The organism is Cronobacter sp. HA18006 (genome assembly GCF_011605445.1).
GTDB classification, from domain to species: domain Bacteria; phylum Pseudomonadota; class Gammaproteobacteria; order Enterobacterales; family Enterobacteriaceae; genus Cronobacter; species Cronobacter sakazakii.
This window is the reverse complement of sequence record NZ_JAANQB010000020.1, coordinates 21,549-40,846: the sequence shown is the minus strand read 5'-3', so window position 1 is coordinate 40,846 and position 19,298 is coordinate 21,549. Positions and strand designations below refer to the sequence as shown.

The following is a 19,298-nucleotide window of genomic DNA, read 5'->3' as shown; positions in this document are numbered from 1 at the left end:
CCTGGCAAATGTATAGACTGCTCCTAAGTTTAGTAAACGGTATTTTGTGATGGTGTTAACTTACAGGACTGTTGCTGAACTATGGCGGAAAATCACAATAACAACGCTGACGAAGAGAAACGTCAGGATCAACAAGACGATAACAGCAAAAACGAGGATAACGGCAAGGGCAAAGGGAAAGGCGAGGGAGAAACACGCAAGCGCCCCGGTAAAAAGCCGCTGATTATCCTCGGTATTGTTGTTGTCATTATGGTTATCGGGGCCATCATCTGGTGGTTTATGACCCGAAACCTTGAAACCACCGACGATGCCTTTATCGAAGGCGATGCCGTGACCGTCGCGCCGAAAGTGGCGGGGTATGTCACGGAACTGCGCGTGAAAGATAACCAGCGGGTGAAAAAAGGCGATCTGCTGGTGGTTATCGACCCGCGCGACGCCACCGCACAGCGCGATCAGGCACAGGCGCAGCTGTCGCTTGCCGAGTCGCAGCTCCATCAGGCGCAGGCGCAACTGGCGCTCGCCAAAGTGCAGTACCCGGCCCAGCGCGATCAGGCCAAAGCGCAGGTGCTGCGCGCCCAGGCGGAGCTTGCTAACGCCCGCGCCGAATATCAGCGCCAGCGCGGTGTTGACCCGCGCGCCACCTCGAAACAAAACATCGACGCCGCCAACGCCCAGCTGCGCAGCGCCGAAGCGGGGCTTGCTAACGCGCAGGCGCAACTGGAAGTGGCCGAGCAGGTGCAACTGCAAATTCGTCAGCAGGAAACCAATGTCGAAGCGCGCCAGAGCCAGGTGGAACAGGCCCGGGCGCAGTTGCAAACGGCCGAGCTGAATCTCTCTTATACCGAAGTGCGCGCGCCGTTCGACGGCTATGTCACGAAGCGTAACGTTCAGAACGGCACGCTGGTGCAGGCAGGCAGCGCGCTCTTTTCGATTGTCTCGCCGGATATCTGGGTGGTGGCGAACTTTAAAGAGTCGCAGCTTGAGCGGATGCGTCCGGGTAATAAAGTCGAGATCTCCGTAGATGCGTTCCCCGACCTGGAACTTGAGGGCCATGTCGAGAGCATTCAACAGGGCAGCGGCTCGCGCTTCTCGGCGTTCCCGGCGGAAAACGCCACCGGCAACTTTGTGAAAATCGTTCAGCGCGTGCCGGTGAAAATCGTTATCGACAAAGGGCTTGAGAACTGGAACCAGCCGCTGCCGCTGGGGCTGTCCGTCGAGCCTGAGGTGACGGTGGAATGAGCGAGCAGGCCCACAGCGGCTGGCGTCCGGCCAGCAACCCCTGGTCCGTCGCGATTGTCGTGACGATCGCGGTGTTCATGGAAATTCTCGACACCACTATCGTTAACGTGGCGCTGCCGCATATCGCCGGGTCGCTGTCGTCGAGCTATTCCGAATCGACGTGGGTCCTGACCTCGTATCTGGTGGCGAACGGCATCGTGCTGCCGCTGTCGGCATTCTTCAGCCGGCTGTTCGGGCGCAAACAGTTTTTCCTGATTTGCATTGTGATGTTTACCGTCTGCTCGTTTCTGTGCGGCATCGCCACTGAGCTCTGGCAAATTATTCTGTTTCGTATTTTGCAGGGCTTTTTCGGCGGCGGCCTCCAGCCGACGCAGCAGTCGGTGCTGCTCGATTACTTCAGGCCGGAAGATCGCGGTAAGGCGTTCGGGCTTTCTTCCATTGCGATTATCGTCGCGCCTGTTCTCGGCCCGACGCTCGGTGGCTGGATAACCGATAACTACTCCTGGCGCTGGGTCTTTTTCATCAATATCCCGGTCGGCATCGTCTGCGTGCTGGCGGTCTATCAGTTGCTGGAAGATCCGCCGTGGGAGAAAAAGTCCGAAGAAAAAATCCCGGTCGACTGGACGGGCATCGGGCTGATCGCGCTGGGCCTCGGCTGCCTGCAGGTGATGCTCGATCGCGGCGAAGACGAAGACTGGTTCGCGTCCGATTTTATCCGCACCTTCGCGGTGCTGACGCTTATCGGCATTGTCGGCGCGATTTACTGGCTCATCTATACCCGCCGTCCGGTGGTGGATCTGCACTGCGTGCGGGATAAAAACTTCGCCGTTTCCAGCGTGCTGATGGCGGGCATGGCGCTGATCCTCTACGGCAGTTCGGTCGTTATTCCGCAGCTGGCGCAGCAGGATCTCGGCTACACCGCCACCTGGTCGGGGCTGATACTCTCGCCCGGCGCGGTGCTGATTGTCTTTACCATCCCGATTGTGCTGAAGCTGATGCCGCTGGTGCAGACCCGCTGGATAATCGCGTTCGGCTTCCTCTGCCTTGGCGTGTCATTTTTCTGGTCACGCAATCTGGTGCCGAACGTCGATTTCGAAACGCTGGTGCTGATGCGCAGCGCGCAGTCGATCGGGCTAGGCTTTTTGTTTGTGCCGCTTACCACGATTGCGTTTATCACCATTCCACAGAAGCTTAACGCCGACGCGGCGGCGCTGTTTACGATGTTCCGTAACGTCGCAGGCTCGATAGGGATTTCGCTCTCCACCGCCGCGATTACCGAACGTTCGCAGGTGCAGAGCGCCCATCTGAGCGCGCACATGACGCCTTTTGATGAACAGTTCCAGCAGGCGATACGCAGCGGCGCCGAGGCGGTGCGCAATTTCACCGCCCAGCTCGGCGACCCGACCGGCATCGCCACCGGGCAGCTTTATAAAACCATGATTGCCCAGTCGCGCATCCTCGCGTATGTCGACGTGTTCACCATGCTGAGCGTGGTGGCGATCCTGTTGATTCCGTTTTGTTTATTGCTTTCGCCCATTAAGAGCGAAGGCTCCGCAGGAGCACATTAATATGTCCGGGAGAGTGACCTTCCCCTTATCACTGACGGCGCTGGCGCTGCTGCTGGCAGGCTGCGCGGTTGGCCCCGATTACCAACGGCCGGAGCCCGTCACGCCGGGCGCTTTCGGCGAAACCGCCCGGCAGAACGCGCCAGATGTGGCCTCGAAGGCGCGCAGCACCGCGCCGGACCCGCGCTGGTGGCGCACGTTTAAATCGCCGCAGCTCGACAGCCTGATTGAGCGCGCCATCGCCGGTAATTTATCGCTACAGCAAACGGTGCTGCGTATCGCCGGGGCCCGTGAACAGATAAACCAGGCGGGCGGCGCGTTTTTCCCGGCGGTCAACGGCAACGTGCGCGCCACGCGCCAGCAGCTTGGTCTCGAAGGCGAGCTGAAATCGCATGACGTCTATGGCCAGCTTGATGCGGTCGATCCGCAAATCAGTTCCGCGCTCGGGCCGCTGACGCAGCCGATTAATCTCTACCAGGGCAGCTTTGACGCCCAGTGGGAAATCGATCTGTGGGGCAAAGTGCGCCGTCAGGTGGAAACCGCAGACGCGCAGCAAAAAGCGGCGATTGAGCAGCGCAACGACGCGCTGGTCTCGCTGGAGGCCGAAGTGGCGCGCGCCTGGCTGCAACTGCGCGGTGCGCAAAGCATTCTCGCCACCATGAATCAGCAGATCGCCTCAGCGCAGCAGACGCTGGAGCTGACCGAAAGCCGCCAGCAAAGCGGGCTATCGCCGCAGCTGGATGTGGAAAACGCCCGCGCCCAGCTCGGTACGCTTCAGGCGCAGCTGCCGCAGTATCAGGCGCAGGAGCGCCAGGCGATGAACGGGCTGGCAGTGCTGCTTGGCAAGCCGCCGGGCGCGCTTGATGCAGAATTGCAGGCCGCGCAGCCGTTACCACCGCTGCCGGAAATCGTGCCGGTGGGCATTCCCTCAACGCTCGCGCGCCGTCGCCCGGACGTGCGTGAAGCCGAAGCACGGCTCCACGCCGCAACCGCGCAAATCGGGGTATCCGTAGCGCAGCTCTTCCCGAGCCTGTCGCTCTCGGGCCAGTTCGGGATGCGTAACAGCGAAACCAGTTACCTCACCGACTGGAGCAGCCACTTTTACAGCTTCGGCCCGCAGGTTTCGATTCCCATCTTCCAGGGCGGGCGACTGGTCTCCAGCGTGAAACTGGCCCGCGCGGAGCAGGGCGCGGCGGCGTTGCAGTATCGCCAGACGGTGCTGACAGCGTTAAGCGATGTGGAAAATGCGCTGGTCAGCTACCGCACCGACCAGCAGCGCGAGGCCGGGCTTGAGAAAACGCTGGAGGCGCTGCAAACCTCATTCGATCTGGCGAGCGACAGCTACCGTAAAGGCATCGCCACGTTTATCGACGTGCTCGACGCCCAGCGCCAGCTGGCACAGGCCGAGCAGCAGCGCGCGCAGGCGCGGGTGCAAAGCAGTCTCGATCTGGTCGCGCTCTACAAAGCGCTCGGCGGCGGCTGGGAGCCTTATCAGAACGTGCGTCTGCCGGACTACGACGTGTTTGGCCCCGCGCCGCGCGGCTAAGGGCTTTCACCATCAAGAAAAAACCCCGCGGGCAGCGATGCGCGCGGGGTTTTTTTATCGCCTTGCGGCAGATTAGTTCAGACGGACCGGCATACCGGAACGGTTCTGTACCGCCTGTTCAACGACGTTCTGATCGACATCGCTCTGGCTTGTGACTGTCGTGACCGCTTTGGTCAGCGTAATCGGCACCAGTTCGTTGTTGTTGATCTGATCTTCGCTGGTAGAGAGCGGGTTATGCACCTCGATGTAACGGCTGCCATCCGGCTCGGTGGTCGCTTTCACCGGCTCGTTGACAAACTGTACGCGGGTGCCGACCGGCACGTTCTCAAACAGGAATTTAATGTCTTCGTTACGCAGACGCACGCAGCCGTGGCTCACGCGAAGGCCGATACCGAAGTTAGCGTTAGTACCGTGAATAGCGTACAGGCGACCGATGTAGAGCGCGTAGAGGCCCATCGGGTTATCCGGGCCAGCCGGTACCACCGGCGGCAGCGGTTCGCCCGCGGCCGCGTATTCCGCATGCATCTTGGCGGTTGGCGTCCAGGTCGGGTTCGCGCGCTTGCGCTCCACTTTGGTCACCCAGTTGATCGGGGTGTCTTTACCGAGCTGACCGATACCAATCGGCAGCACGATAACGGTGTTGGTGCCTTTCGGGTAGTAATACAGACGCATTTCGGCGCTGTTAATCACAATCCCTTCATGCGGCGTATCCGGCAGGATCAGCTGCTGAGGAATGTTCAGAATGGTGCCGCCTTTCGGCAGATACGGGTCAACGCCCGGGTTGGCTTCCAGCATGTTGGAAAGCCCCATCTGATACTGAGCGGCGAAATCTTCCAGCGGCAGCGTATTGCCATCCGGGATCGTCACTACCTGGTTTTCACCCACCAGACGGCTACCGTCGGTCGGCAGAGGATAAGTCACCGCAGAGGCGGATTTACAAAACCCGACGACTGCGAAGGCTGCCACTAAAAGCGTGCGTAATTTCATCTTCATGTTATGCAAATATCGTTGCCAGACCGGCCGTTAGAGTGAACGAAACAATACAGGGAGCGCATTATATGTGCATTCTCCGTGGCAGGGAATTGAGTTGTGTGCTTATTCACATTTTTTTCCCATTCCTGAGTCAGTGTAGTCAGTCCATTGACGGGGGAAATAAATTCGGAGTTATGGCATAATGCGTTGTTTATCACACATCTTACCCAGGAATTACGCGTGTTAGTTACCAGCAACGTCACCATGCAGTTCGGCAGTAAGCCGCTGTTTGAAAACATTTCCGTCAAGTTTGGCGGCGGCAACCGTTACGGTCTGATTGGCGCCAACGGGAGCGGCAAGTCCACTTTCATGAAAATCCTCGGCGGCGATTTACAGCCGAGCGCGGGCAACGTTTCGCTCGACCCTAACGAACGTATCGGTAAGCTGCGTCAGGATCAGTTCGCGTTTGAACAATATACCGTGCTGGACACCGTAATCATGGGGCACAGCGAACTGTGGGAAGTGAAGCAGGAGCGCGATCGCATTTACAGTCTGCCGGAGATGAGCGAAGAGGACGGCTATAAAGTGGCCGATCTCGAAGTGAAATATGGCGAAATGGACGGCTACAGCGCGGAATCCCGCGCGGGTGAGCTGCTACTTGGCGTCGGCATTCCGCTGGAGCAGCACTACGGCCCGATGAGCGAAGTCGCTCCTGGCTGGAAGCTGCGTGTGCTGCTGGCGCAGGCGCTGTTCTCTAACCCGGATATCCTGCTGCTCGACGAACCGACGAACAACCTGGACATCGACACCATTCGCTGGCTGGAGCAGACGCTGAACGATCGCGACAGCACCATGATTATCATTTCGCACGACCGTCACTTCCTGAACATGGTCTGCACCCACATGGCGGATCTCGATTACGGCGAGCTGCGCGTTTATCCGGGCAATTACGACGAATACATGACCGCGGCGACCCAGGCGCGCGAGCGTCTGCTGGCGGACAACGCCAAGAAAAAAGCCCAGATTGCGGACCTGCAGTCGTTTGTGAGCCGCTTTAGCGCCAACGCCTCGAAATCCCGTCAGGCGACATCCCGTGCCCGCCAGATTGATAAAATCAAACTGGAAGAGGTGAAAGCCTCCAGCCGTCAGAACCCGTTTATCCGCTTCGAGCAGGACAAGAAACTGTTCCGCAACGCGCTGGAAGTGGAGGCCATGACCAAAGGCTTCGATAACGGCCCGCTGTTTAAAAACGTCGGCCTGCTGCTGGAAGTGGGCGAGAAGCTGGCTATCCTCGGCGCCAACGGCGTGGGTAAATCCACCATGCTGAAAACGCTGGTGGGCGAACTGCAACCGGACAACGGCACCGTGAAATGGTCCGAGAACGCGCAGATTGGCTACTACGCGCAGGATCACGAATATGAGTTCGACAACGATCTCACCGTTTTCGACTGGATGAGCCAGTGGAAGCAGGAAGGTGATGACGAACAGGCGGTACGCAGCATTCTCGGACGTCTGCTGTTCAGCCAGGACGACATCAAAAAGCCCGCCAAAGTGCTCTCCGGTGGTGAAAAGGGCCGTATGCTGTTCGGCAAGCTGATGATGCAAAAACCGAACATTCTGGTGATGGACGAACCGACCAACCACCTGGATATGGAGTCGATCGAATCGCTGAACGCCGCGCTGGAGATGTACCAGGGCACGCTGATTTTCGTCTCCCACGACCGTGAATTCGTTAGCTCTCTCGCGACCCGCGTGATTGAAATTACCCCGGAACGCGTGGTGGATTTCTCCGGCGGTTACGAAGATTATCTGCGCAGCAAAGGCATCGAATAACGATTCGCCGCATTAAAACAATAACGGGTAGTCAGATGACTACCCGTTTTTTTTCGTCAGGTTTCAGAATCGCAATAATTGATTAATAATCGTGCAGATCGTAATATCCTTCGATGCGGCCATGATTCACAAAGCGATCGGTAAAGATCTCATTATCGTCGCTGGAGATTTTAGCACCGCTATGGTTAGTGACTTTATGTGAGCGCAGCGTGATCGTATCGTAGGAATAGAGCGAACCTTCGTTATCGAGCGTATTCACCGCCTCAATCGACAGTCCGTTGCGACCGTTGATATAACCGTGGTTTTCATTCTCGAACGATTTTGCCGCGTAAATTGCGATTTTATCGCCGGTAGAGATGCTGCCTTTGTTGGAGAATGTGCTGCTATTAAGGTTAATCGCCCCGGCCGCTTTGATGGTGCCGTCGTTTGAGAAATTGTCGGCAGCATTGATGTTAATATTTCCTGCTTTCGATTCCACAGAGCCGTGGTTATTTACATAGAAATCGTCATCCGCGTTAACCGTAATATCGCCGGTTGCCGCAATATGACCGTTACCGACATCAAACGTATCGCCCTGCAGATAGATCTTATTACCTTTCACTGTCCCTTTGTCATTATTGAAATATCCGCTGCTGACCGTAACAGTGTTACCGGCGATTGTCCCTCCCTCGGTAAATAAACCTGCGCTGTTATCAATCTTGTCGGCAACAATATCCAGCTGTCTGGCGCTAAAAATGCTACCGGCGGTATTGGATAATGTTTTGGTATCCAGCGTCATATTCCCGATGGCCGCAAGGGTGCCCTGTTCGTTATCCAGCGAATGGGACGCATAGGCATCCAGCGCGCCTTGCGCATAGATTTTGCCGCGGTTGCGAATGTCATGAGTCTGAAGCCGTGTGTCGGTTCCACTGCTGATAAGCCCGTCTTTTTCGTTTTCCAGCGTGTCGCTCACAATCGTCAGCGCCTGCTGCGCCTGAATCAGATCCTGGTTGTTGAGTTTTCCTGCGGTAATGGACACCGTATTGGCGCTTATTTCGCCGCGGTTATTCAGCGTTCCGGCGCTTATCGTGAGGTCATCATTACCTGTGATACGGCTGCCGTTGGTAATATCACCCGCAGCGATGTTGATACTGCCGCTCGCAATAATACCCCTGCCGTTATTATCCAGCGTATTGCCGTGTGTGTTGATATTAATGTCTTTAGCAGTAATCAGGCCGTTGTTGTTGTTATCAAGCTTGCTGCTGGCGATGGCGAGATTACGTTCGGCCTGAAGGCGGCCATTATCGTTATCGACATCATGCTGATTGGTATCGATCAGCAAATCGGTATTCGCAGAAATAATATTGTTGTTTTCGAGCTTACCGTCTACTGAAATAGAAATGTCCTGCGCCGCAGTAGAGATAATGCCGTTGTTGCGTACCCCCACGCCGTTTTCCGTACCAATAAGCTGAATCTTATTGGCATACATCCCCCCGAGACTGGACACATCCAGTGCCAGGGATGGCTCGTCGCTAAAGAGATCCGGCAGGATTTTCTTCGTATTCAGCGTTTTATAATTAACTTTATTGGTGCCGGTGACGATACGCAGTTCGCGCGCCGTCAACTGTGCGTTAATAACCGCGGAGCGAGAGATGAGATCGGTGTAGTCCGTTCCACGATCGTCCATCCCTTTGCCGGTAATCACGATTTTGCCATCAGTGACCTTAAAGTTGCTGACTTTGCCGGCGGTCATGTCAACGGTGCCGGTGACCAGCGTTGAGCGACTGGTATTAATGAAACCGCAGCCGTCACAGGTAATACCCGACGGGTTGGCGATAATGACCGCCGCTTTTTTTCCTGCGACTTCCACCATGCCGTTTAACTGGCTGGGGCTGGATGACGCCACTTCGTTTAAAATGACGCTGGCGCTACCGTGTGACATATTCGCGTTGCCGTTGACGTTGCCCGCAAGCGTCGTGTTACTGCTGCCGGCACCGTTATTGAGCACGACACCCGCGCTGTTAACGTCGAACTGTTTGTAGTAGTTATGGGAAACGCCGCCACTGGAAGGGGCGCTCACATCAACGACTGTCGCACCATTACCCGCAACATTGACCGTGGTATCAGGCGATTTTTGTTGATCGACCACAATGGCGGCATTCGCGTAAGTCACCATTCCGAGCGCCATCCAGGTGCCCAGGCAAAGTGCGCTGATGCGATATTGTGGCGACGATACAGACATTTTCATAAATAATCCTTCATTTAACAGAAAATAAAATAGCCTGCCGCCTTAATTGCAGGCAGACCGGTTTTTCTCTTGCTGAGAAACATAAAAAACACTATGACGCGCTGGTTATTCCGCGCAAAAATAAGCAGTAATGAAATTAGCCGGGGATATTCCTCCACGCTCCATGTGGGTGATTAAAACACGCTTGCGTAATAACGATAATGTAAATGCAGCCTTTCGCCTTATTTTCTTAATCATGGCGTTATAGGTAAAAAGCAAAAGGCCGCTGCAAGTTCCAAAAAAAGTACCAGAAAAGCACTGGCGGTGACGGTAACAAAGAGATTTTATCAAGTCAGATGGTTAATACCGATGGGTAGGGGGCAGTTAAATGTTTTTACTTATCAATCAATGACTCATTGAAAGTTATCAGATAAATGAATAATTTTTGAAAAGGATATTTATAATATTTTATTGATTTTTATAAAGATAATGGAGGTTTAGCTCGTTGAGTGAAGCACGAAGAAAAGTCTGATTCCGGATGATGTATCGTCGTGAATAATCACCGGGATTAATAACAAAAATAAAATGTGACGCACCGACACACTTTTTCGTCGTCATTATGTTTTTGGATATTTATGCCGAATGAATGAATTTATTATTCAGTCATTAATAATGGAATTAACATGACGGCGCGCGTTATTCAAAAAAACCAAAAAAAACGCCGCAGCAACATAGCGGCGGCGTAAGGATAACAGCGGTTTGTGACGTATTAGCGCGTCCAGCGCTGCCCGGGTTGACCGTTGATATAGAGTGTACGGCGTTCATTTTCAGGCAGCGTCACGTCAATGGCCTGCCACGCGGGCTGGTAATCGCCGGTTGTCGAGAACGTCAGGTGAATAGCGTCGGCGCTGCATTGCATCTGCCAGTTCACCCACAGCGCGTTCCCCTCGCGATAGCCCCAGCTTTCGCCGTCATCCTCAAACAACAGGCCCGCACTTTGGCCGCTGCCCGGCAACGGGTAGAGCTTCAGCTCGCGCGCGTCGTCGCGCTGCGCATCCACATGACGCAGGCGCGCGCTAAGCGGCAGGCCGCTGCCTGCGCGCACCAGCAACGGCAGACGTTCCAGCGGCGCGTCCAGCGTCACCCACTGACCGCCGGCATACCACTGGCCGGTATGGAAATCGTACCAGCCGTGGTCATTCGCAGGCAGCCAGAGCGTGCGGTTGCGCGCGCCTGGCTCCACCACGCTCGCTACCAGCACGTCGCGCCCCAGCATAAACTCGTCGCATTCACGGAAGGTCTGCGGGTCGTGTTCGTGGTCGAGGAACGTCGGGCGCAGCATCGGCTCGTCATCGGCATGCGCCTGCCACAGCAGCGTGTAAAGATAAGGCAGCAGACGGTAGCGCAGTTCAATGGCGCTGCGAATAGCGGGCGTCACCGCCGGGTACATCCACGGCTCGTTAACGGTGCGATCGTCATTCCATGAGTGAATGGTAAAGCGCGGATGCATCACGCCGTTCTGTACCCAGCGCACGAAGAGTTCCGCGTCCGGTTTATCGCCGGAGAAACCGCCGACATCGTGGCCGACGTTGTAGAGCCCTGACAGGCTCATGCCAAGCCCCATGCGAATGTTGTAGCGCAGCGTCTGCCAGCTGGTGCAGTTATCGCCGCTCCAGGTCTGTACGTAGCGCTGCATCCCGGCGCAGCCGGAGCGTGAAATCAGGTACGGGCGTTTCTCTGGTGCGAAAGCCTGCTGGGCTTCCATCGAGGCGCGCATCATCAGGAGCGGCATCACCGGACGGATATGTTTAATGGCTACCGGCTCGCCGAAGCCGTGGCAGCGCGCTTCGCCATCCCAGACTTCATATTCGTTATTGTCATTCCAGGTGGAGTCGATGCCCATCTCCAGCAGCTGGGTGGTGACGCCGTTCTGCCACCAGGCGATGGTCGCCGGGTTAGTGAAATCAAGATGCGAGCCTTCGTCATCCCAGAAGCTGGAGCGCTCCGGCGCGTCGGTTTCGGAATCGCGAATAAACAGCCCCTGCTGCGCGACCTCCTCATAGCGCGGGTGATCCTGCAACAGGCAGGGCTTGATGTTGGCGGCAAGCTTCAGCCCGGCGTCATGGAACGCCGCGCTCATCGCTTTCGGCTGCGGCACTTTGTCGTAGTTCCAGTTAAAGACATAGCGCTTGTTATTGATGGAGGTGTAACCCGACGAGAGCTGGAAGGAGTCGCACGGGATCGCGTGTTCTTCACACAGGCGAATAAAATTCATCAACTGGTTCTGCGCATCCGGCGCGTCGGTGTAATGCATCGTTGAGCCGCTGTAGCCGAGGCTCCATTTCGGGCCGAACAGCGTTTTACCGGTCAGGCGCACAAAGGCTTTGGTGACATCCAGCACGCGCGGGCCGACGAACAGGTAGTAATCGATATCGCCCGCCTCGGCCTGCCAGCGGCGGTAGGGGAGGTGATAGTTGTCTATCTCATTACCGAGATCGAGCCAGCAACTGCTCAGGTTGTCGTAAAACAGGCCGAAGCTCACCTGCGCGCGGCGGGTAATGGTAAACGGAATATGTTTATACAGCGGATCGGTGCTGGCGGCGTTATAGCCCATAGCGTCCAGGTTACGCATCTCGAAGCGGCGGCCGGTGCGCTCCAGGTTGCCCGCTTTTTCGCCCAGCCCGTAATAGCGGTCATCTTTCTGGCGGCGCTGATAGTGCGCCACGCCGTCGCCATGCGCGTTGATAAGATAAGCGCTGGTGGGGCGATCGCTGGTAAGAAACTGCCACTGGCCGTTATCGTCGCGGTAATGCCACTCCAGCCACAGCGGCTGATGCACCGTTACGCGCAGTTTATCGCTGCTGATGACGAGGCGCTCCGGCGTTTCGTCAAGCGTAAAGCCCGGCAGGCTAAAGCCGTCGAGACTGTCGCGCGGGCGGCCTTCCCACGGCGTGTCGTCGGAAGGTGCAATGCTCCACGTGCGGTTGAGTGCATACTCACCGCGGCGTTTCACCGCCACGCGGAACAGGCCCGGCTCCAGCACCCACAGGCAGAGCGTATGGGCATCATCGACGGTCAGCTCGACGTGGTGGTCGTCGGAATGGGTGAATTTCCAGTGTTTGAGGGTTTTCATCAACATCTCCCTATGAAGCGCGCTTGTTGCGGCGCTCGGCAATAAAGGCAACCAGGAACACAGCGCCAATCAGGTCAAAGAACCCCATGGCGACAAACAGCGGGTTGAAGCCGATTTTGTCGGCGGTCACCCCGATAATCAGTGAGAACAGGAAGCTCGCAATCCAGGCGCAGGAGCCGCGCATCCCGTTCACGGTGGCCATCTGGCCGCGATCGAACGATTCCACCACCAGCGCGCTCAGCATGCAGGAGATAATCTGATGCCCGAAGCCGCCGATGGAGATAAGAATGATGGTGATGTACGGGTCTTTGGTAATGGTGACAATCGCGAGCGACACCATGAGGAACGCGCCGGTCACCGAGCTTGCCACCACCGAGTTGATCTGCGTGCAGCCGAAGACGCGTACATACAGCTTCGTGAGATAACCGCTTGCGACCGAGCCTAAATCGGCGGCGAGAAACGGCAGCCAGGCGAACATGGCAATCTGCTTAAGATCCATGCCGTGTTCTTTAGCGAGGTACAGCGGCACCCAGAAGCTCATCACCGCCCAGGCGGGTTCGGCCATAAACGCCGGGATGGCGATGCCATAAAAGCGTTTGTTTTTGGCGACGGTTTTCAGCGCGGTGAAGAAGGGCAGGCGCACCGGCGGCGGCTCGTTATCCTGGCGAATGAAGGCCAGCTCCTCCTGGCTCAGGCGCGGGTGTTTTTCCGGGTTGTGATAAAAGAGCCACCACAGCACCACCCAGGCCAGCGCCAGCACGCCGGTAAACAAAAACGCGCCCTGCCAGCCGAAGGAGATATGCGCGAAGTAAATAATCGGCGGTGCGAGCATCGCGCCGATGGAGAACCCGACGCCCGCCCAGCCTGCGGCGACCGGGCGCTCTTTTTTCGGAAACCATTCGCCGAGCGTTTTGGCGTTGGCGGGCGTGGCCGCCGCTTCCGCCGCGCCCATAAAGAAGCGCAGGATAGCCAGATGCAGCCAGCTGCCGGCCCCGGCGTGGAAAATACACATCAGCGCCCAGATGGAGGCGCAAATCAGAAAGCCAAGCTTTAAGCCAATCACGTCAATCAGCCAGCCGCACAGCGGCTGAAACAGGGTATAGGCGAGCTGGAACGCGCCGACGATATAAGAGTATTGCTCAGTGGTGATGCTCAGGCTCTCTTTCAGCTCCGGCGCAAGAATGCCGAGGGAGTTACGGGTGATGTAGTTGACGGTCACGCCCATTAAAAACAGCACCAGCACCCACCAGCGCAGATGGCGGATGGCGCGGCGGGTTCGGGTTTTCACCGCGCCGACATCCTGATTAATGCTCTGACTCATTTATTCTTCTCCACGGTTAGCCTGACGGGTATAACAACTCGCATTCCGGACGCGCCGGAAACCACAGCAGAGACCGCTATTTATTTGAATTAAAATGCTTTTTGTAGGGTTTGTCATACACGTTTTCGATAAAAGTTGTACGACAACCTGAGAGTAGAGCAGCATCTGGAATGGTAGTAGCCTCTTTTATGCAAGAATTTTCATCATTCACAGTGATGTGTTAAAAGAAGCCCTGCTGGCACGGATATATCGTTAAAACCAGCCGTGAAAAATTTTTCATTTCACAACCGGAGATGGATCACAAAATGAGTAAAAAGCTCCAGGTGGCCCGGATCGCCGAACAAACCGGCCTGTCGCTCAGCACCGTTTCCCGCGTGCTGGCGGGTAAAGCCAATACCAGCGAAAAAGCGCGCCGCCGGGTGCGGGAGTGCGCCAAAGCGCTGGGCGTGCTGGAGGATATGGCGGCTGGCAGGCTGCTGCTGAACAGTCTGGTCGTGTTCGCGCCGCGCCGCGCGTTTGATGAGCGGTCCGACATCTTTTATTACCGCGTGATCCAGAGCATCAACAAAGCGCTGGAGCCTCACGAAGTGCGGCTGCGCTACTGCGCGCTGGAGGAAAACGACGCCGACGCCAATCTGTTTCTCGCGCGAATGAACGATCCGCAGACCGAGGCGGCGCTGCTGCTCGGCATCGACGATCCGCACATTCACGATCTGGCGTGTGACGTGGGCAAACCGTGCGTGCTGATCAACTGCCGCGATCGCAAAATGCGCCTGCCGGCGGTCGCGCCGGATCACCGGGCAATTGGCGAAAACGCGGCACGCTATCTCTTTGAGATGGGCCATCGCGAGGTGCTGAACGTGCTGTGCCTGCGGCGCTATACGATGGAGCTGCGTCTGGCGGGCATCCGCGACGCGTGGGAGGCGCAGAATCTGGCGTTTGACGAGACGCGCCATTTGCTGACCGCGCCCGATTTCAGCGCGCGGGGTAGCGAGGCGCTGGTCACGCGGTTTCTTGAGGAAACGCCCGCGGCGGCGCTTCCCGGCGCGCTGCTGGTGGGCGGGGATTTTATGGCGGCAGGTGCCGTGAAAGCGTTACAAAACGCCGGGCTACGGGTGCCGCAGGACATTTCCGTAATGAGCATCGACGCCTTTAACCTGGCGGCGATTGAAGATGTGCCGCTGACGGCGGTGCATGTGCCGCGCGACGCGCTCGGCGAAGAGGCGGTGTTGATGCTGCAGCAGCGGCTTATCCGCCCGCAGGCGGCGGTCGGCACGCTGCTTTTGAACGGCACGCTGGACGTGCGTGAATCGGTGCGCCGCGTCAGGCCCGGGCGGGGGAGCGCCAGCGTGCAGCGCGACGGCCTGTATGATTAACGCCCGTCGCCGCAGACCTCGCAGTGCGGGTTGCGCGCCAGTTTCATCTCGCGAAACTGCGTGCGCAGCGCGTCATAGATAACCAGCTTTCCGGCGCACGGCTCGCCATAACGCGTCAGCACTTTAATGGCTTCCATCGCCTGCAGGGAGCCAATCACGCCCACCAGCGGAGCCATCACGCCCGCTTCCACGCAGGTCAGCGCGTTCTCGCCAAAAAGACGGCTCAGGCAGCGGTAGCACGGTGCGTCGGGCTGCCACGTAAAGACGCTGATCTGGCCCTCCATGCGGATAGCCGCGCCGGAGACCAGCGGCACCTTATGATGGAAACAGGCGGCGTTTAGCTGATTGCGCGTCGCCACGTTATCGGTGCAGTCGAGCACCAGGTCATGGCGGGCGATAAGTGCCGCGAGCGCGGCGTCATCGAGCTGTGCGTTGACCGTTTCGATAACGCAGTGCGGGTTAATGGCGGCAAGTGCCTCACGCGCCGATTCCACCTTCGGCTGGCCGATGGTGGCGTCGCGGTGCAGCACCTGGCGCTGGAGATTGGAGAGCGCGACGGTATCGAAATCAAGCAGCGTCAGCCTGCCGGTGCCCGCCGCGGCCAGATAAGGCGCGGCCGCGCAGCCAAGACCGCCGAGGCCCACCACCAGCACGCGCGCGGCCTTAAGCCGCTCCTGGCCGTCGAAATCGAAATCCCGCAGGATGATTTGCCGGTTATAGCGCAGCATCTCGGCATCGCTTAACGCCTCGGTCATCTCAGCCTCCGAACAGGTGGTTAAAGAGCTCAACCTCAACCCATTCGCCCGGCTCGACGTTGCCGCGCTCGCGCTCCAGCACGATAAAGCAGTTGCCCTGGGTGAAGGAGCTGAAAATATGCGAGCCCTGATGGCCGGTACTCACCACTTCCGGCAGGCCGTCCGCGCCGGTGCGCAGCACGCCGCGCTGGAAATCGAGTCGGCCGGGGGATTTTTTCAGCCGCGTCGCCGCCCGCACGCGCAGGCGCGGCGTGAACACATCCTTCTGGCCGCTCAGTTTCGCAATCAGCGGGCGCACCAGTTGATAGAACGTGACGGCGGCGGAAACCGGGTTGCCCGGCAGCCCGCAGAACCAGCTACTGGCAAGGCGGCCAAAGGCGAACGGTTTGCCAGGCTTGATGGCGAGTTTCCAGAAGCCGATTTCGCCAAGCTCTTCAAGCAGCGTTTTGGTGTAGTCCGCTTCGCCGACGGAAACGCCGCCGGAGCTTAACACCAGATCGGCCTCGCGGTCGGCTTCCTGAAACGCGGCGCGCAGGGCGTTCGGGTCGTCGCGGATAATGCCGAGGTTCACCACGTCACAACCGAGCGCGTCGAGCATCAGGTGTACCGCGAGACGGTTGGTGTCGTAAATCTGGCCTTCCGCGAGCGGCTGGCCGGGAAGCTGGAGCTCATCGCCGGTGGAGAAAATGGCGACGCGCGGCTTGCGCACCACGTCCACTTCCGCAATGCCCAGCGAGGCAAGGAGCGGCAGTTCGGCGGCGCTCAGTTTCTGGCCTGCTTCCATTACCACCGCGCCCTGGCGAATATCTTCGCCGCGACGGCGGATATGCTGGCCCGCGCGCACGTCAGCGGTAAAGCGCACGCCCGCGTCGCTGGTCTGCGCCTCTTCCTGCATGATGACGGCTTCACAGCCCGGCGGCACCGGCGCGCCGGTCATGATGCGGATAGCCGTGCCTTTCGGCCATTCGCCGCTAAACGGCTGGCCCGCGAACGCTTTGCCCGCCACCGGCAGCCACGCGCCGGACGTGACATCCGCGAGACGCACGGCGTAGCCATCCATCGCGGCGTTATCAAAGCCCGGTACGTCCAGCGGCGAGGTCACGGCGCGCGCTGTCACCCGGCCCATGCTTTTAAGCAGCGGCAGCGTCTGCGTCTCATTCAGGGGAATGATGCGGGAGAGCATCTCCTCAAGGGCGGTTTCCAGGGACATCAGTCCGGCGGTCGGTTCCATGTTTCACTCCAGCGCGACAATCACAAAGCGCCTATTATGACAGAAAGGGCGGTAGGGATGTATGTTTCGCCCTTTACGCCGCCCGCCGGGCTTTACATCACATTTGCCTCTTTCTATATTCAAAATTCGTCTGAAAGCGCGGCGACGATAATGATATTTATAGAAAAAACGCAGCCGCCTGAGAATAATTTTGCTGAATACTTACGCGCCGAACCATCACCAGCGAGGAACCGCAGTGCCTAAAAGTGACGTTTTGCCTGAAGAACAGGTGTTATCGGTTTCCGGCCTGAGCGTGCGTTTTAAAGATGAAAGCGGCACTACCGACGCGGTGCGTCAGCTCTCGTTTAGCCTGAAACGCGGCGAAACGCTGGCGATTGTCGGGGAGTCCGGCTCGGGGAAATCGGTCACGGCGCTCTCGCTGATGCGCCTGATTGAACAGGCGGGCGGCGAAATGGAGAGCGGCCCGCTGCTGCTGCGCCGGCGCAGCGAACAGGTGATTGATCTGCGCACCTTCAGCCAGAAACAGATGCGCGACGTGCGCGGGGCTGACATGGCGATGATTTTTCAGGAGCCGATGACCTCCCTGAACCCCGTCTTTCCGGTGGGTGAGCAAATTGCCGAATCCATTCGCCTGCATCAGGGGTTCGGGCGCGAAAGAGCGATGCGCGAAGCCAAACGGATGCTCGATTTAGTGCGTATCCCCGAGTCCGAAGCGATGCTGGCGCGCTTTCCACACCAGCTTTCCGGCGGGATGCGCCAGCGCGTGATGATCGCGATGGCGCTCTCGTGCCGCCCGGCGGTGCTTATCGCCGACGAACCGACCACGGCGCTGGACGTCACCATTCAGGCGCAAATCCTTCAGCTTATCCGCGTCTTGCAGCAGGAGATGTCGATGGGTGTGATTTTTATCACCCATGATATGGGCGTGGTCGCCAATATGGCCGACCGGGTACTGGTGATGTATCAGGGCGAGGCGGTGGAATCCGGCAGCGTCGAGGAGATTTTTCGCCGCCCGGCGCACCCGTATACCCGCTCTCTGCTGGCCGCCGTGCCGCGCCTGGGGGCGATGAACGGCACCGATTTGCCGCGTAAATTCCCGCTTAATCACGCGCCGCGGTGTGACATGGAACCGCCTGACGCCGAGCAGGATACCGTGGTGCCGGACAGCGAGCCGATTCTTCAGGTGCGCGATCTCGTGACGCGCTTTCCGGTGCGCAGCGGCATCTTTAACCGCGTGAAGCGCGAAGTGCATGCCGTAGAGAAAGTGAGTTTTGACCTCTGGCCCGGCGAGACGCTGTCGCTGGTGGGCGAATCGGGCTGCGGTAAATCAACCACCGGGCGCTCGCTGCTGCGGCTCGTGGAAACGCAGGGCGGCTCGATTATCTTTGGCGGCAGGCGCATCGATACGCTCTCCGACAGCGCGATGCAGGCGGTGCGCCGCGATATGCAGTTTATCTTTCAGGACCCTTACGCCTCGCTCGATCCGCGCCTGACGGTAGGTTATTCGATTATGGAGCCGCTGCTGGTGCACCGGCTGCTCGACGGCGAGGCGGCGCGCAAGCGCGTGGCGTGGCTGCTGGAGCGCGTGGGGCTGAAGCCCGAGCACGCCTGGCGTTACCCGCATGAGTTCTCTGGCGGGCAGCGTCAGCGTATCTGCATCGCGCGCGCGCTGGCGCTCAACCCGAAAGTGGTGATCGCCGATGAGTCGGTCTCGGCGCTCGATGTCTCAATTCGTGCGCAAATCATTAATTTATTGCTCGATTTGCAGCGCGATTTCGGCATTTCGTTTCTGTTTATTTCGCATGATATGGCGGTGGTGGAGCGCATCAGCCATCGCGTGGCGGTGATGTATCTCGGACAGATTGTCGAGATAGGCCCGCGCCGCGCGGTGTTTGAACACCCGCAACATCCTTACACCCGCAAGCTGATGGCGGCAGTACCGGTGGCTGACCCTGGTCATCCGCGCCGTCAGCCTGTGCTGCTTTCCGATGAAATTCCAAGCGCCACGCGCCCGAAAGGCGACGCGCCGTTTGTCGCGCCGCTGGTGCAGGTGGGGCAGGGGCATTATGTGGCGCGTCACCCCGTCGGGGCGACGGACCACCACTTTTAATTTTCAGGTAC

Annotated in this window: 12 protein-coding genes; 6 read left to right on the top strand and 6 right to left on the bottom strand. The window is 58.2% G+C overall.

Going from position 1 to position 19,298, the window contains the following annotated elements; genetic code table 11:
* The first annotated feature begins 81 nt into the window (after positions 1-81).
* Genes G9X48_RS09235 through G9X48_RS09225 form a run of 3 tightly spaced genes read left to right on the top strand, consistent with a single transcriptional unit; the run spans position 82 to position 4,350 of the window.
* Complete coding sequence (locus G9X48_RS09235; RefSeq protein WP_097640694.1) at positions 82-1,239, top strand: HlyD family secretion protein; 1,158 nt, start codon at positions 82-84, stop codon at positions 1,237-1,239.
* The gene (locus G9X48_RS09230) at positions 1,236-2,807 is read left to right on the top strand and encodes a DHA2 family efflux MFS transporter permease subunit (protein ID WP_069682769.1); all 1,572 of its coding nucleotides are present in this window, start codon (positions 1,236-1,238) and stop codon (positions 2,805-2,807) included. The genes G9X48_RS09235 and G9X48_RS09230 overlap by 4 nt, the downstream gene beginning before the upstream one ends.
* A 1-nt stretch (position 2,808) precedes the next feature.
* On the top strand, positions 2,809-4,350 hold the full coding sequence (locus G9X48_RS09225) for an efflux transporter outer membrane subunit (RefSeq protein ID WP_097640695.1): 1,542 nt from the start codon (positions 2,809-2,811) through the stop codon (positions 4,348-4,350).
* Between the two features lie 72 nt (positions 4,351-4,422).
* On the opposite strand, the gene ldtB is transcribed toward G9X48_RS09225, so the two are convergent.
* Positions 4,423-5,343 (bottom strand): L,D-transpeptidase, encoded by a 921-nt coding sequence (gene ldtB, locus G9X48_RS09220; protein WP_004388448.1) that lies wholly within the window; start codon positions 5,341-5,343, stop codon positions 4,423-4,425.
* A 219-nt stretch (positions 5,344-5,562) separates the two neighbouring features.
* Between ldtB and G9X48_RS09215 the strand changes: the two genes are divergently transcribed.
* On the top strand, positions 5,563-7,155 hold the full coding sequence (locus tag G9X48_RS09215) for an ABC-F family ATPase (protein WP_004388447.1): 1,593 nt from the start codon (positions 5,563-5,565) through the stop codon (positions 7,153-7,155).
* Between the two features lie 82 nt (positions 7,156-7,237).
* Here G9X48_RS09215 and G9X48_RS09210 read toward each other — a convergent pair whose 3' ends face one another.
* The 3 genes from G9X48_RS09210 to G9X48_RS09200 form a co-directional block, all read right to left on the bottom strand.
* On the bottom strand, positions 7,238-9,382 hold the full coding sequence (locus tag G9X48_RS09210; protein WP_097640696.1) for a filamentous hemagglutinin N-terminal domain-containing protein: 2,145 nt from the start codon (positions 9,380-9,382) through the stop codon (positions 7,238-7,240).
* Positions 9,383-10,130: 748 nt separating this feature from the next.
* Entirely contained in the window at positions 10,131-12,494 is a 2,364-nt protein-coding gene (locus G9X48_RS09205; RefSeq protein WP_105629529.1) for a glycoside hydrolase family 31 protein, read from the bottom strand.
* 10 nt (positions 12,495-12,504) lie between these two features.
* Positions 12,505-13,815, bottom strand: coding sequence for an MFS transporter (locus G9X48_RS09200; RefSeq protein WP_097640698.1), 1,311 nt, complete (start codon positions 13,813-13,815; stop codon positions 12,505-12,507).
* Between the two features lie 305 nt (positions 13,816-14,120).
* Between G9X48_RS09200 and G9X48_RS09195 the strand changes: the two genes are divergently transcribed.
* Complete coding sequence (locus tag G9X48_RS09195; RefSeq protein ID WP_004388443.1) at positions 14,121-15,191, top strand: LacI family DNA-binding transcriptional regulator; 1,071 nt, start codon at positions 14,121-14,123, stop codon at positions 15,189-15,191.
* Here the strand turns inward: G9X48_RS09195 and moeB are convergent.
* The gene (gene moeB / locus G9X48_RS09190; RefSeq protein ID WP_097640699.1) at positions 15,188-15,946 is read right to left on the bottom strand and encodes a molybdopterin-synthase adenylyltransferase MoeB; all 759 of its coding nucleotides are present in this window, start codon (positions 15,944-15,946) and stop codon (positions 15,188-15,190) included. The genes G9X48_RS09195 and moeB overlap by 4 nt on opposite strands.
* A gap of 1 nt (position 15,947) precedes the next feature.
* A complete protein-coding gene (gene moeA, locus G9X48_RS09185) occupies positions 15,948-17,177 on the bottom strand; it encodes a molybdopterin molybdotransferase MoeA (protein WP_097640700.1) in 1,230 nt (409 codons plus the stop codon).
* A 235-nt stretch (positions 17,178-17,412) separates the two neighbouring features.
* Here moeA and gsiA point away from each other — a divergent pair, with 235 nt between their 5' ends.
* A complete protein-coding gene (gene gsiA, locus G9X48_RS09180; protein WP_097640701.1) occupies positions 17,413-19,287 on the top strand; it encodes a glutathione ABC transporter ATP-binding protein GsiA in 1,875 nt (624 codons plus the stop codon).
* Positions 19,288-19,298: the final 11 nt, after the last annotated feature.